The organism is Stutzerimonas stutzeri (assembly GCF_024448955.1).
GTDB classification, from domain to species: domain Bacteria; phylum Pseudomonadota; class Gammaproteobacteria; order Pseudomonadales; family Pseudomonadaceae; genus Stutzerimonas; species Stutzerimonas stutzeri_AQ.
Window position 1 is genome coordinate 59,468 of the sequence record NZ_JAMOIH010000013.1, and the last position, 13,478, is coordinate 72,945.

Annotated in this window: 15 protein-coding genes; 7 read left to right on the forward strand and 8 right to left on the reverse strand. The window is 62.3% G+C overall.

What is annotated here, in order from left to right; translation table 11 throughout:
* Positions 1 to 29 precede the first annotated feature (29 nt).
* Together NA645_RS14620 and NA645_RS14625 are read left to right on the forward strand one after the other, a co-directional pair.
* On the forward strand, positions 30 to 1,205 hold the full coding sequence (locus NA645_RS14620) for a hypothetical protein (RefSeq protein ID WP_256049497.1): 1,176 nt from the start codon (positions 30 to 32) through the stop codon (positions 1,203 to 1,205).
* A gap of 11 nt (positions 1,206 to 1,216) precedes the next feature.
* Positions 1,217 to 1,939 carry a ferritin-like domain-containing protein gene (locus NA645_RS14625; protein WP_256049498.1) on the forward strand — a complete coding sequence of 241 codons (723 nt, stop codon included), beginning with the start codon at positions 1,217 to 1,219 and terminating at the stop codon, positions 1,937 to 1,939.
* A gap of 74 nt (positions 1,940 to 2,013) precedes the next feature.
* Here the strand turns inward: NA645_RS14625 and NA645_RS14630 are convergent, their stop codons facing one another.
* From NA645_RS14630 to oscA, 5 genes are all read right to left on the reverse strand, one after another.
* Positions 2,014 to 2,997 carry a sulfate/molybdate ABC transporter ATP-binding protein gene (locus tag NA645_RS14630; RefSeq protein WP_256049499.1) on the reverse strand — a complete coding sequence of 328 codons (984 nt, stop codon included), beginning with the start codon at positions 2,995 to 2,997 and terminating at the stop codon, positions 2,014 to 2,016.
* Positions 2,998 to 2,999: 2 nt separating this feature from the next.
* Positions 3,000 to 3,869 carry a sulfate ABC transporter permease subunit CysW gene (gene cysW, locus NA645_RS14635; protein ID WP_256049576.1) on the reverse strand — a complete coding sequence of 290 codons (870 nt, stop codon included), beginning with the start codon at positions 3,867 to 3,869 and terminating at the stop codon, positions 3,000 to 3,002.
* Between the two features lies 1 nt (position 3,870).
* Positions 3,871 to 4,689 (reverse strand): sulfate ABC transporter permease subunit CysT, encoded by an 819-nt coding sequence (cysT, locus tag NA645_RS14640; protein ID WP_256049500.1) that lies wholly within the window; start codon positions 4,687 to 4,689, stop codon positions 3,871 to 3,873.
* Between the two features lie 153 nt (positions 4,690 to 4,842).
* On the reverse strand, positions 4,843 to 5,841 hold the full coding sequence (locus tag NA645_RS14645) for a sulfate ABC transporter substrate-binding protein (RefSeq protein WP_256049501.1): 999 nt from the start codon (positions 5,839 to 5,841) through the stop codon (positions 4,843 to 4,845).
* A 194-nt stretch (positions 5,842 to 6,035) separates the two neighbouring features.
* Positions 6,036 to 6,215 (reverse strand): sulfur starvation response protein OscA, encoded by a 180-nt coding sequence (gene oscA / locus NA645_RS14650; RefSeq protein WP_256049502.1) that lies wholly within the window; start codon positions 6,213 to 6,215, stop codon positions 6,036 to 6,038.
* A 256-nt stretch (positions 6,216 to 6,471) separates the two neighbouring features.
* Here oscA and NA645_RS14655 point away from each other — a divergent pair, with 256 nt between their 5' ends.
* Together NA645_RS14655 and NA645_RS14660 are read left to right on the forward strand one after the other, a co-directional pair.
* Entirely contained in the window at positions 6,472 to 7,053 is a 582-nt protein-coding gene (locus tag NA645_RS14655) for an alpha/beta hydrolase (RefSeq protein ID WP_256049503.1), read from the forward strand.
* A 223-nt stretch (positions 7,054 to 7,276) separates the two neighbouring features.
* Entirely contained in the window at positions 7,277 to 9,220 is a 1,944-nt protein-coding gene (locus NA645_RS14660; RefSeq protein WP_256049504.1) for an alkaline phosphatase family protein, read from the forward strand.
* A 170-nt stretch (positions 9,221 to 9,390) separates the two neighbouring features.
* Here the strand turns inward: NA645_RS14660 and NA645_RS14665 are convergent, their stop codons facing one another.
* The 3 genes from NA645_RS14665 to NA645_RS14675 form a co-directional block, all read right to left on the reverse strand.
* Entirely contained in the window at positions 9,391 to 10,035 is a 645-nt protein-coding gene (locus NA645_RS14665; protein ID WP_256049505.1) for an HAD family hydrolase, read from the reverse strand.
* Positions 10,036 to 10,229: 194 nt separating this feature from the next.
* Complete coding sequence (locus tag NA645_RS14670) at positions 10,230 to 10,766, reverse strand: gamma carbonic anhydrase family protein (RefSeq protein WP_256049506.1); 537 nt, start codon at positions 10,764 to 10,766, stop codon at positions 10,230 to 10,232.
* A 58-nt stretch (positions 10,767 to 10,824) separates the two neighbouring features.
* Complete coding sequence (locus tag NA645_RS14675) at positions 10,825 to 11,637, reverse strand: AraC family transcriptional regulator (protein WP_256049507.1); 813 nt, start codon at positions 11,635 to 11,637, stop codon at positions 10,825 to 10,827.
* 84 nt (positions 11,638 to 11,721) lie between these two features.
* Between NA645_RS14675 and NA645_RS14680 the strand changes: the two genes are divergently transcribed.
* The 3 genes from NA645_RS14680 (at position 11,722) to NA645_RS14690 (ending at position 13,365) form a co-directional block, all read left to right on the forward strand.
* On the forward strand, positions 11,722 to 12,732 hold the full coding sequence (locus NA645_RS14680; RefSeq protein WP_256049508.1) for a bile acid:sodium symporter family protein: 1,011 nt from the start codon (positions 11,722 to 11,724) through the stop codon (positions 12,730 to 12,732).
* 97 nt (positions 12,733 to 12,829) lie between these two features.
* Entirely contained in the window at positions 12,830 to 13,036 is a 207-nt protein-coding gene (locus NA645_RS14685) for a type II toxin-antitoxin system HicA family toxin (protein ID WP_256049509.1), read from the forward strand.
* Positions 13,033 to 13,365: a type II toxin-antitoxin system HicB family antitoxin gene (locus NA645_RS14690; RefSeq protein ID WP_256049510.1), complete on the forward strand. Its 333-nt coding sequence runs from the start codon at positions 13,033 to 13,035 to the stop codon at positions 13,363 to 13,365. Before NA645_RS14685 ends, NA645_RS14690 begins: the two co-directional genes overlap by 4 nt.
* The last annotated feature ends 113 nt before the right edge of the window (positions 13,366 to 13,478 follow it).

A 13,478-nucleotide genomic window follows, 5' to 3' on the forward strand; every position in this document is an offset into this window, starting at 1 on the left:
TCAATACAAGCCGTAAAAACGGAGGCTTCATGGACAATTTATCCGGCATTCTCGATAACAAGGGCACGCCGCTCGAAAAGCAGAAGTTCACCTGGAAGGAGATGGCTGGCAAGCCGATCAGCAAGCTCGACGACGATGCCTTCACCCGTGTGCGGATCATTCTGATGAACGGCGTCGAAATCGATGCGCTGCGTCTCAAGCATGGTATTGCCCGCATCACCGGCCAATTGCGCGGCCCGCTCGCCGAGATCCGGCGCGTCGAACAGCATCAGGCAACCATGATCAACTGGCTGATTTCAGCCGACCACTCGCCGCTGGAAACCACCGTCGCCTACGAGCAGGTCGCCATCGAGGTGACCGCCGCAGTCGCCCAGACCGAGCCCGACCCTTATCAGGCGCAGACCTATCGCTTCGGCCTGCTGGAAGATTTCGATCACCTGTATCGCTACTCGGCGATGCTCGACCGCCTCGAAGGTAAGGATGCCAACAACATCCTGCAGGGCTACACCGACATCGTGCCGGGGCGGCAAACGTCCGAGCACCATCGTCATCCCCTGAACGATTTGCGCGACAGCTACGAAAAAGAGCAGGCGGCGCTGATTACCAAGATTCACTGCGCACTGATCACCGCAGCCGAATTCCAGACCCACGATTACTACATGAACATAGGCCCGCTGTTCGCCGATCCGTTGGCGCGTCAGCTGTATGCCGAAATTGCCTCGGTGGAAGAACAGCACGTGACCCAGTACGGCTCGTTGGCCGATCCGCAGGAATCCTTCATGGAAAAGTGGTTGGTGCACGAGGCGATGGAAGTCTACGCCTACGCCAGCTGCGCCGAGCAGGAAACCAATCCGCGCATCAAGGACATGTGGGAGCGTTTCCTCGATTACGAGTTGGGCCATCTGAACATCGCCTGCGAGCACTTCAAGAACATCGAACGCCGTGACCCGGCGGAAATTCTCGGAGGTTCGTTGCCTAAAATGATTGAGTTCAAGAGCCAGCGCGAATTTGTCCGTCAGGTCCTCGCTGCCGAGGTCAATCTGCGAACCAGCGGCACCCAGTACGTCGACAAGAGCGAAGAACCGCAGAACTCGTTGGATTACCGCAACCAGCTCAACTCTGAGGGCATCGCGTCGAACATCGTGTCGGCCGGTTATCAATGGGCGCCGGGTGGTGAACTCATGCGCGGGCGCAAGGCTTCTTGAGGAGAACGAACATGGCAACTGCTGCGAAATTAGGTACCAACTTCACCGGGGTGCAGATGTCCCCGAAGGACACCAAGAGCCTGCTCGAGGCGGTTGAGCAGATCAAACCAGACGTTCCGGGTGACTCCAAAGGCATCATGCTCGAGCGCGTAAAGCGCGCCGAAGAAGCCGACCGTATCGGTTCGGTGCCAGTCCCCGGTTCGGCCAAGGGCATGCTCAAGTCCACCTTTGACATGGCACTGGGCAAGAGCCCGGAACTGCTGGTCGACAAGCTTGGCGAGCGGCTGGCATTCGAGCGCAGCGGCGTGCGTCTGTATGACGCGATGATCGCCAAAGCCAAAGCGCTGGGCACGGCAGAGTCGGACCTGATCCAGGTGCTGCAGCACATTCGTGACGAAGAGTTCGAGCACATGAACATGGTCGCCGAGGCGATCGAGACGCTGGGCGCCGACCCGACGGCGCAGACGCCTTGCGCCGATGTCGCTGCGGTGAAGTCCATGGGCGTCATGCAGGTGCTTACCGATCCGCGCACCAATCTCGCCCAAGGCATGGGCGCGTTGCTCACCATCGAACTCGAAGACAACGCCGCCTGGGAGCTGCTCATCGAACTGGCCGAAGCAGGCGGCCATCCGAACATCGCCAAAGGCTTTAAAAAGGCGAAGGACCAAGAGGATGACCATCTGGTCAAGATCAAGACCCTGATCCGTCGGGATTTGATAGGCCAGATTAAATAGACAGCGCGTGCGCTTGAAACTTGGCGCGCCTCTTGGGCGCGTCTTTTTTATGCGCGAATTCTTTCTGCACGGAATCACCGCGGCGGCGCCACCGCGATGGCCGGCTTGAAGAACAGCGTTGCGCCCCGGGCAAGGTCGATCAGGCTGGCGTGATCATGGGCGACTTCCGCCTCGATGGGCTGTTGTTGACTGGCGACCCTGAGCGTGACGCGGGTGACGGCGCCCAGCGGTCGGATGTCGCGGACTTCTGCCGGTTGGTGGTCGTTGACCATGTCCTGAGACAGATGAATCTCGTGCGGGCGAAAGAGCACCTGCCGCTCACCGATCTGCATCTGATTGGCGTCGCCGAGGAAGTGATAGACGAAATCGCTGGCCGGTTGCCGGTAGACCTCGGCTGGCGAACCGATCTGCTCGACCACACCTTTGTTCATCACCACGATGCGGTCGGCGACTTCCATCGCCTCTTCCTGATCGTGGGTGACGAATACCGACGTCAGATGCACCTCCTCATGCAGGCGCGCCAGCCAGCGGCGCAGCTCCTTGCGCACCTTGGCGTCCAGCGCGCCAAAGGGTTCGTCGAGTAGCAGCACCTTGGGTTCCACCGCCAGGGCGCGGGCCAGGGCGATGCGCTGGCGCTGGCCACCGGAGAGCTGGTCTGGGTAGCGATCGGCGAGCCAATCGAGCTGCACCAGATCGAGCAGTTCGTGGACCTTCTGTTTGATCCGGCTTTCGGTGGGGCGCTCGCGGCGCGGTTTCATGCGCAGACCGAAGGCGACGTTGTCGAACACCGTCATGTGGCGGAACAGCGCGTAATGCTGGAACACGAAGCCGACGTTGCGATCGCGCACGTCACGCCCGGAAACGTCCTCTCCGTGGAAGACGATGCGGCCACTGTCGGGGGTTTCCAGGCCGGCGATGATCCGCAGCAGGGTGGTCTTGCCGCAGCCGGATGGACCGAGCAGGGCGACCAGTTCGCCGCTGGCGATGTTCAGGTCGATCTCGTTCAGGGCCTTGAACCGATTGAACTGCTTGCTGACATTGCTCACTTCTATGGACATGGCTATTCCTCGCCAGCGTTGGCTTTGAGGCGTTGAAGACGGGACTCGCTCCACTGCTTGAGCAGCAGGATCAGCAGCGCCAGCAACAACAGCAGGCTGGCCACGCTGAAGGCGGCGACGTGGTTGTATTCGTTGTAGAGAATCTCGACGTGCAGCGGCAGGGTGTTGGTGTAGCCGCGAATATGCCCGGACACCACCGATACTGCGCCGAATTCGCCCATCGCCCGCGCGGTGCAGAGCACCACGCCGTAGATCAGGCCCCAGCGAATATTGGGCAAGGTCACGTGCCAGAACATCTGCCAGCCGTTGGCGCCGAGCAGACGCGCCGCTTCTTCCTCCTGCGTGCCCTGTTCCTGCATCAGCGGAATCAGCTCGCGAGCGACGAAGGGCACGGTGACGAACACCGTGGCCAGCACGATGCCGGGCAGGGCGAAGATGATCTGAATGTCGCGGTCGGCCAGCCATTCGCCGAAGAAGCCCTGGGCGCCGAACAGCAGCACGTAGATCAGCCCGGCAATCACCGGTGAGACCGAGAAAGGCAGGTCGATCAGCGTTACCAGCAGGCTCTTGCCAGTGAATTCGTACTTGCTCACGCACCAGGCCGCGGCCACGCCGAACACCAGATTGAGCGGCACCGAAATGCCAACCGCGAGCAGCGTGAGTTTCAGCGCGGCGAGGGCGTCCGTTTCGAAAATCGAGCCAAAGAAGGTACCCAGGCCGAGCTTCAACGCTTCACTCAGCACCACCAGCAGCGGCAAAAGCAAAAACAGCGCAAAGGTCAGCCAAGCGGCGATGATCAGCAGGCGCCGCGCCAGCGGGTTGCCCTGGCGTGTTTTGGCGGCCAGCGGGGCGGACAGGGTCGTGGTGGTCATCTCAGCCATGAGAAATCCTCCGTTGCAGCAGATTGATCGCCAACAGCAGAACGAAGGACACCAGCAGCATCAGCACGCCGATGGCCGTGGCGCCGTGGTAGTCGTACTGGTCGAGCTTGACCATGATCAGCAGCGGCAGGATCTCGGTTTTCATCGGCATGTTGCCGGCGATGAAGATCACCGAGCCGTACTCGCCGACGCCGCGGGCAAAGGCCAGAGAAAACCCCGTCAGCCAGGCTGGCAACAGTGCCGGCAACAGCACGTGACGGGCGATCTGCAGCGGCTTGGCGCCCAGGCACGCGGCGGCTTCCTCGACTTCACGCGGGATGTCGGCGAGCACCGGCTGCAGGGTGCGAACCACGAACGGCAGGGTGACGAAGGTCAGCGCCAACGTGATGCCGATGGGCGTGTAGGCGATCTTGAAACCCAGCTCGGCGGCCAGCCGGCCAATCAACCCGTTCGGTGCATAAAGCGCGGTAAGGGCGATGCCGGCCACGGCGGTGGGCAGTGCGAAGGGCAGGTCGATCATCGCCTCGATGATCTTGCGGCCGGGGAAGCGATAACGCACCAGCACCCAGGCCAGCAGCGAGCCGATCACACCATTGATCAGCGCGGCGATGAAGGCGGTCGTGAAGCTCAGCTTCAGCGCGGCGACCACGCGCGGGGCGGTAATGATCGCCCAGAACTCAGCCCAGGTCAGCTGCGCCGCATGAACGAACATGGCACCCAGGGGGATCAGCACCAGGAGGCTGAGGTACACCAGGGTGTAACCCAACGTCAGCCCGAAGCCGGGTATGACGGGGGAGGTTTGACGGGACATGGATCGGCCTTGTCTATTCGAGCAATGTGTCGGCTGAAGCGTTACGAGCGCAGCTCAGACAAGGCGAAGACCGGCGAGGGCCGCGGAGTTTACGGGCGGTAAATGAGCAGGCCCGAGCCGGTCTTCAACGCAGTATGAGCAAGCGCAGTCGCTTCATTCGGTTTGATAGATCTGGTCGAAGAGGCCGCCATCATTGAAGAACTTAGGCTGCGCGGCCTTCCAGCCGCCGAAGTCGTCATCGATGGTCACCAGCTTCAGCGCAGGGAACTGCTCGGCGAACTCAGCAGCGACCGCCTGGTTGCGTGGCCGATAGAAGTGCTTGGCGGCGATGCGCTGGCCCTCGTCGCTGTAGAGATAGTTCAGGTAGGCCTCGGCCACCTCACGGGTGCCCTTGCGCTCGACGTTCTTGTCGACAACCGCGACCGGCGGCTCGGCGAGGATCGACAGCGACGGTGCGACGATTTCGAGCTGGTCGCCGCCTTGCTCCTTGAGCGCCAGGAAGGCCTCGTTTTCCCAAGCCAGCAGCACGTCGCCGATGCCGTTGTTGACGAAGGTGATGGTCGAGCCACGCGCGCCGGTATCGAGCACTGGCACCTGCTTGTAGACCTGCTCGACATACGCCTGCGCCTTCTCCTCGCTGCCGTATGCCTGCTGGGCCCAGGCCCAGGCGGCGAGGAAGTTCCAACGTGCGCCGCCGGAGGTTTTCGGGTTCGGGGTAATCACTTCGACGCCGGGCTTGATCAGGTCGTCCCAGTCCTTGATGCCTTTCGGATTACCCTTGCGCACTAGGAACACGATGGTCGAGGTATAGGGCGTGCTGGCCTCCGGCAGGCGGCTCTGCCAGTCGGCGGGGATTAGCTTGCCGATCCGGTGCAGCTCGTCGATGTCGCCGGCCAGCGCCAGCGTCACTACGTCAGCGCGCAGGCCGTCGATGACCGCGCGGGCTTGCTTGCCCGAGCCGCCATGGGACTGCTGGACGCGCAGCGGCTCATGGCCTTGCGCCTGCCAGTGCTTGTTGAAAGCGGCGTTGAAGTCGACGTACAGCTCGCGGGTCGGGTCGTAGGACACGTTGAGTAGAGAATCGGCGGCAAGCGCCTGACCGGCGATGAGGGCGCTGACCAGAACGGCCAGAAGAGATTTTCCGATGGACATGAAGACTCCTTGGCGCATCCCAGTGGATGCGTTGACGTAACGGGTATCGGTAACGAAGCGGGTGTGTCAGCTGCGCATTCGGCAACGACAGCGATACGTCGGGAGCAGGTATTGGCTTGGCGTGTACATGGTCGGGCTTTCCTGTCGTGTGCTCATGTCACGCCCTCCGGTGGTCCGGTCGGGGTGGGTTGGGTTCAGGCCTGTTTGCCGGATGGCTGCAGGCGGATTTTTTCCTTGCGCTCGATCTGCACGACTTGGCCGTTGTGCAGGGTGATCTCCACCGAGCCGAACTTAAGGTCATGCAACGCGCTGCGGATCTCATCCAGGATGACTGCGTCGTCCTGGACTTTTGGCGTACGAAGCGTGGTTGTCATTGTTGTTTCCTCTGCCGGGTGCGACCACCGGGCGGCGCGACGGCTCGAACCGGGGTCCGGCGAATCATAAGGGGCGTCTGAATATTCTTTAAAATATTGTTTAAGAACATTTATATGCATTTATGGAATAAAAATGCAGCACTCTCAACACCTCGGGACTCTGCTTTCAGGAATAATCAAATGAATTCTTATTCTTTTAAGTTTTGATCTGCCTGGCTTAGCCTGCGCGCTCGGGAGGCTTATAGGAGCGACGATTATGACCAGCGAGACCATTCACTACCTCATCGTGCCGGGTTGGCAGGGCTCACCAGACGACCACTGGCAGAGCCATTGGCAACGCACACTGCCCAACTCAGGACGCGTGGAGCAGGACGATTGGCTGCTGCCGCAACGTCAGGCGTGGGTCAGCGAGCTCGATCGTAGCGTCGCGTCTGTATCGGGAGCGGTGGTGCTGATCGCCCATAGCCTGGGCTGCGTGACCGTGGCGCACTGGGCAGCCAGTGCATCACGCGAGGCGTTGTCGCGCGTGCGCGGTGCGCTGCTCGTCGCACCGGCGGATGTGGAGCGTGTCGACTGCCCCGAGCCGCTGCGCAACTTCGCGCCGCTGCCGGTCGTGAGCCTGCCATTCCCAAGCCTGCTGGTGGGGTCGGACAACGATGCGGCCGCCAGTCCGGAGCGGGCGGTAGCGCTCGGTCGGCAATGGGGCAGTCAGGTGAGCATTCTTTCAGGCGTCGGACATCTCAATGTGAAGTCCGGTCATCATCGATGGGATCAGGGGTTCGCGTTTCTTTATCGTCTGCAAATGCAGATCGAACAACAGTCCCGGCGGCGAGCCTGACAGCAGGTTAACGTCGAGCCCTGCCTTAGTCGTTTTTTTAATTCGAATGCATCTGACTGCGCTGCTTTTGCTTGATGGGTAAAGCACGCGGGTTGGATAAGGCTCCGTTCATCCACTTCTTATGAGGGCGCCGCCGGGATTGCATTCGTTGCGCGTCGGGGTGCGGGCGAACCCGCGGGGTTGGTTACACTCTGATCCCTGACCAGCCTCCCACGAGCGATGCATGAACGTCCGCACGCCACCCAGTAACTCCTCGCCCTTACCTGCCGTGCTCGCCGGGCCTCTGTTGCGTAGGTTGCAGGCCGATCGCCTGGTGCTCTGGCTGGTTGCCAGCGAGCCGCTTTCGTTGCGCCTGGAGCTGCACCCTGACGGTGAGCCGGCGCGCTCGCTGGCGCTGGTCGGCGAGGCCTGCCGTCGGCTGCGTATCGGCACTTCGGCCTGGTTGCATCTGATCGACCTGCGCCTGGATGAGCCGTTGCCGGTCGATCGGCTAGTCGAATACGACATGCTGATCCTACGCGATGGTGTCGAACAGACGATTGCCGAGTGGGCGCCGCATCTGCTTCACGACGGCGCCGACCGACCGGCCTTCGTCATCCGCTCGCGCCACGATGACTTGCTGCACGGCTCCTGCCGCAAGCCGCATCACCTATCGGCAGACGGGCTGGTAAAGGTCGATGAGCTGATTGCCCAGGCCCGCCAGACACCCGAACGCTGGCCCGCCGCGCTGCTGATGACCGGCGATCAGGTCTACGTCGACGATGTCGCCGGGCCGACGCTGGTCGCTATCCACGCGCTGATCCGCCGGCTCGGGCTTTATGGCGAATGCCTGGAAGGCGCGACCGTCGCCGACAGCGATGAGCTGATGGCGCATCCGGCCACCTACTACCGACGCGAGCAGTTGCTGCCAGCATTCAAGTCCAACGAGGCGTTACGTGAGCGCTTCTTTGGCGGCGTCGAGAAGCCGGTGTTCACCACCGCCAACGCGCATAACCACCTGGTGACGCTGGCCGAGGTGCTGGCGATGTACCTGCTGGTCTGGTCGCCCGTACCTTGGCGTCTGATCGACGTGCAGACACCGCCCCTGGACGAGAAACTGGCCGAACGCTGGTCTCGCGAGGCGAGTTGCATCGAGGCCTTCCGGGCAGGCCTGCCGCCGGTCGCGCGCGCATTGGCACATCTGCCGTCGTTGATGATCTTCGACGATCACGACGTCACCGACGATTGGAATCTCAGCGCCCGCTGGGAACAGACCGCCTATGGCCATCCCTTTTCGCGACGCATCCTCGGCAATGCGCTGCTCGGCTACCTGCTGTGCCAGGCCTGGGGCAATGTCCCCGAGGATTACGCGGCGCCGCTGCAGGCCATCGAGGCGTTACTGGCAAGCGGCGAGGACGGGCGACTCGACTGCGCGCTGCAGAATGAAATGGTGGATGAGGTGCTGCAACGCGGCGATTGGGGCTACGTACTGCCCAGCGAACCGGCGGTGGTGGTGCTCGACACTCGCACCCGGCGCTGGCGCAGCGAACTCCACCTGAGCCGGCCGTCGGGTCTGATGGACTGGGAAGCGCTCACCGACCTTCAGCAGCACCTGCTCGATCAGCGATCGGTGGTCATCGTTTCGCCGACACCGATGTTCGGCGTCAAGCTGATCGAGACCGTGCAGCGGGTGTTCAGCTGGGCCGGGCAGTCATTGCTGGTCGATGCGGAAAACTGGATGGCCCATCGCGGTGCGGCGCAGACCATGCTCAACATCTTTCGCCATACGCGTACGCCGGGTAACTACGTGATCCTGTCCGGCGACGTGCACTATTCGTTCGCCTATGAGGTGCACATCCGCGGTCGTACCGAAGGGCCACGGCTGTGGCAGATCACCAGCAGCGGGGTGAAGAACGAGTTTCCCCGTCGCCTGCTGGACTTGTTCGACCGGCTCAACCGCTGGCTCTATTCGCCGCGCTCGCCGCTGAACTGGTTCACCAAGCGCCGCCGCGTGCGGGTCCAGCCCTGGCTGCCGAGCCGCAGCCGATCCGGTGAGCGATTGTGGAACGGCGCCGGTATCGGCCGCATTCGCCTCGACGCCGAGGGCCGGCCGCTGCGTGTCGAACAGATCAACGCCGATGGCTCGCCTCCGGTGACCTTCGGCCCTGAGCGCGACCAGACGTCTTAGAGCCTGTTCACGATCTGCTGCGCGTCGGCCCTGCTGCGTTAAAAACAGGCTCGGATGCGAGCCCAGTCGGAATGCTCATTTACACCAGTAAACTCGAGTGCGAGCCCAGTCCGCTTCCTCGCCTGTTTTTGCCTTGCAGGTCTCTAGCTCGCGAGATCGTGAACAGGCTCTTAGCTGAACGCCGCTCGCAACGCCGGAAGCGTGGCGTAATAGTAGGCGGGCGACTCGGCCATCAGTTCGGCATGGCTGCCGAAGCCGTAGCCCACGGCGGCGGCCTGCAAACCGTTTTCACGCGCGCCGATCAGGTCGTGCTTGCGGTCGCCGATCATCAGCGTCTGCGCGGCTTCCAGCCGTTCTTCAGCGATCAGGTGCGCGATCAGTTCGACCTTGTTGGTGCGGGTGCCATCCAGCTCGCTGCCGTAGATCACCTTGAAGTGGTGATCGAAGGCGAAATGCCGGGCAATCTCGCGCGCGAACACCGAGGGCTTGGAGGTGGCGACATAGAGTGTGCGGCCCTGACCGCGTAGGTGTTCGAGCATCTCCAGCACGCCGTCGAACAGAAGGTTTTCATAGAGGCCGGTGACCTTGAAGCGCTCACGGTAATGCCCCACCGCTTCCCATGCGCGGGCCTCGTCAAAGCCATAGAACTCCATGAACGCCTGCAGCAGCGGCGGGCCGATGAAGGGTTCGAGCTTTTTCAGGTCAGGCTCGTCGATGCCGAGCCTAGCCAGCGCATGCTGGATCGACCGGGTAATGCCCTCGCGCGGGTCGGTAAGGGTGCCGTCGAGGTCGAAGAGGATGGTGGACTGGTGCATGAAGGAAGGTCAGCAGCTGGATGGCTGTCGATTGTCCCGTACCGATCGGCGTCAGGGCAAACGGTGCCCGGCGAGCGGTTCGCGAGCAAGCTCGCTCCTACAGGTTCGGTGCGGTACCGCGCTCTTGTAGGAGCGAGCTTGCTCGCGAAGCTTTTAGCTTTCCCTCCTGATCCGGTGGTGGTACAGAGGCGATTTCAGACGCCTTCCGCCATATGCAGATTCTTCAATTTCACATAGTTGCCAGCGGTATAGCTGAAGAAGCTGCGTTCCTTTTCGGTCAGCGGACGGGCCTGTTTCACTGGACTACCGACATAGAGAAAGCCGCTTTCCAACGTCTTGCCCGGCGGCACCAGGCTGCCGGCGCCGATGATGACTTCGTCTTCGACTACGGCGCCGTCCATGACGATCGAACCCATACCTACCAGGATGCGACTACCCAGAGTGCAGCCGTGCAGGGTGACCTTGTGGCCGACGGTCACTTCGTCGCCGATGATCAGCGGAAAACCGTCCGGGTTGAACGGGCCGGCATGGGTGATGTGCAGCACACTGCCGTCCTGGATGCTGCTGCGCGCGCCGATGCGGATGCGGTGCATGTCGCCGCGGATCACCGTCAGCGGCCAGACCGAGCTGTCTTCGCCGATCTCGATATCGCCGATCAGCACGGCGCTGGGGTCGACGAATACGCGCTCGCCGAGCTTCGGCGTGTGGTTCTGGTAGGTACGAATGGACATGGCTGACTCCTGTGATGAGTGAACGCCAAGCAGAGCAAAACCTCCTTGGCGTGAAAGCTTATGGCTGATTCTCTCGCCGGGCATCGCGAAAGAACTCGCCGGGCGTGGCGCCGAACTGCTCGCGAAACGCGGCGATGAAGGCCGATAGCGATTCGTAGCCGCAGCTCAGTGCCACGTCGGTGACCCGCTCGCCACGCTCCAGTGCCGGCAGCGCGCTGAGCAGCCGCAGGCGTTGCCGCCAGGCGCGGAAGGTCAGGCCGGTTTCGCGCAGGAACAGCCGGCTCAGGGTGCGTTCCGAAACGTCCAGCGCCTGGCTCCAGTCGGCGAGGCTTTCGCGGGAGTCGGGATGGTTCTGCAGGCGTTTGCACAGCTGGCGCAGGCGCGGTTCGGCTGGCAGCGGCAGCACCAGTTCGATCTCCGGTGCGCTGCCCAGCTGGTCCAGCAATACCTGCACCAGTCGGCCTTCCGCACCATCCGTGGCATAGGCTTCGGGCAGTGTGCTGAAGTGCTGGATAAGTTCACGCAGCAGCGGGCTGATCTGCAACACGCGGCAGCGCTCGGGGGTGTCGCCGGCCACGCTGCGGTCGATGTACAGGCTGCGGATGCAGGTATCCGCCGCGCAGAACACCTGATGGGTGATCCCTACCGGAATCCATACGGCGCGCAGCGGCGGCGCGATGAAGCGACCGCGGTCGGTGCGCACTTCCAGTACGCCTTCCACCGCGTGGGACAGCTGCACCCAGGGATGGCTGTGGCGATAGCCGAGCTTGAGGTTGGGTGGCGAATCGAGCTGGCCATAGACCGGTCGTGGCAGTTGCCGGAGTTCACCGAGGCGGGCGATCAGCGCAGCCTCTTGTCCGATTGGCGACATTTAGTGCCTGCCTGGCGTTAGTCGGAAAATTCCGGTCACGATAAGGTCGCGGCCTGTTGTCTGCAAGCTACAAGGATTTTCGCCATGGCCCATCTGCGCCTGCTATTCGATAACTTCACCCTCGCCCTGCTGGCGGTCATTGCCATCGCCACCTTCCTGCCTTGCGAAGGCCAAGGCGCGGTGATCTTCGGCTGGGCCACAACCCTGGCCATCGCCCTGCTGTTCTTCATGCACGGCGCCAAGCTGTCGCGCGAAGCGATTCTCGCCGGTGCCGGCCACTGGCGCCTGCATCTGCTGGTCTTCGCCTGCACTTTCGTGATGTTTCCGCTGCTGGGCCTGGCGCTCAAGCCGCTGCTGACGCCGCTGGTCGGCACCGAGTTGTACCTGGGCATCCTCTACCTCTGCGCCCTGCCCGCCACCGTGCAGTCGGCCATCGCCTTCACTTCGCTGGCGCGCGGCAACATCCCGGCGGCGATCTGCAGCGCGGCGGCCTCCAGCCTGCTTGGCATCTTCCTCACGCCGATCCTGGTGATGCTGTTGCTGGGCGTTGAAGGCGAAGCCGGGTCGACGCTCGACTCCATCGGCAAGATCGTGCTGCAGCTGCTGGTGCCCTTCGTCGCCGGGCAGTTCGCACGGCGCTGGATCGGCGCCTGGGTGACGCGCAACAAGGGCTGGCTGAAAACCGTCGACCAGGGCTCCATCCTGCTGGTGGTCTACACCGCGTTCAGCGATGCGGTGGTCGAGGGCCTCTGGCAGCTGATACCGCTGTCGCGGCTGCTGGCGCTGACGCTGGTCTGCTGCCTGTTGCTGGCCATCGTGCTCTGGGCCACGCATTTTCTCGGCAAGCGCTTGGGGTTCAATCTGGAAGACCGCATCACCATCCTCTTCGCCGCCTCGAAGAAAAGCATGGCCACCGGCGTGCCCATGGCGCAGGTGCTGTTCGCCACCAGCGCGGTGGGCACCATCATCTTGCCGCTGATGATCTTCCACCAGATCCAACTGATGGTCTGCGCGGTGCTCGCCCAGCGCTATGCGCAGCGGGAAGAGGAGCCGGTGAAGGACGAGGGCGGTGCGCATGGCAGCCCTTCTTCGTGAGTGCTTTCGTAAGGTTGTAACACCGCAATATGGTATTAAAATCTGACACCATGAACAGAGGCAGCTCAGCACACTCAAAGCCATTTTCGCCAAACCGGTGCCGAGCTCGCTGGAATGGTTGCGCATCGAAGCCCTGTTTGTGGCAGCGGGTGCCCGAACCATCGAAGGCAACGGCTCTCGTGTCCGCTTCGAGCTGAATGGTGTGGTCGGTACCTTCCATCGGCCGCACCCAGACAAGGAAGCCAAGCCCTATCAGGTACGCGATGCGCGAGCCTTCCTTGAACAAGCAGGAGTGACGCCATGAAAGCCATGAATTACAAGGGCTATGCCGCCCGTATCGAGTACAGCGACGAAGACGGCCTGTTCGTTGGGCATATCGCGGGTATTCGCGACGTGGTGGGGTTTCATGGGGAATCCGTACAGGAGCTGCGCGACGCCTTCGAAGAGGCCGTGGACGATTACCTGGCTACGTGCGCCAAGTTGGATCGCTCCCCGCAGAAGCCGTACTCCGGCAAGCTGAGCCTGCGTCTGGAGCCAGAGCTGCATGCCTCCGTCGCCTTAAAGGCTGCGTTATCTCACAAGAGCATCAATCAGTGGGTTGCCGATCTGCTCAGCAGAGAAGCTCACGCGTAGCCTTCGAGACCTTCCCGAAGTGTTCACTGGCCACGTCGCTCGCAAACGGGATCGCCAGCGAACTGGCTTCTACGAGCGCGCCGCCCATAGCCCCCGCCTATCGCTCCGATCCC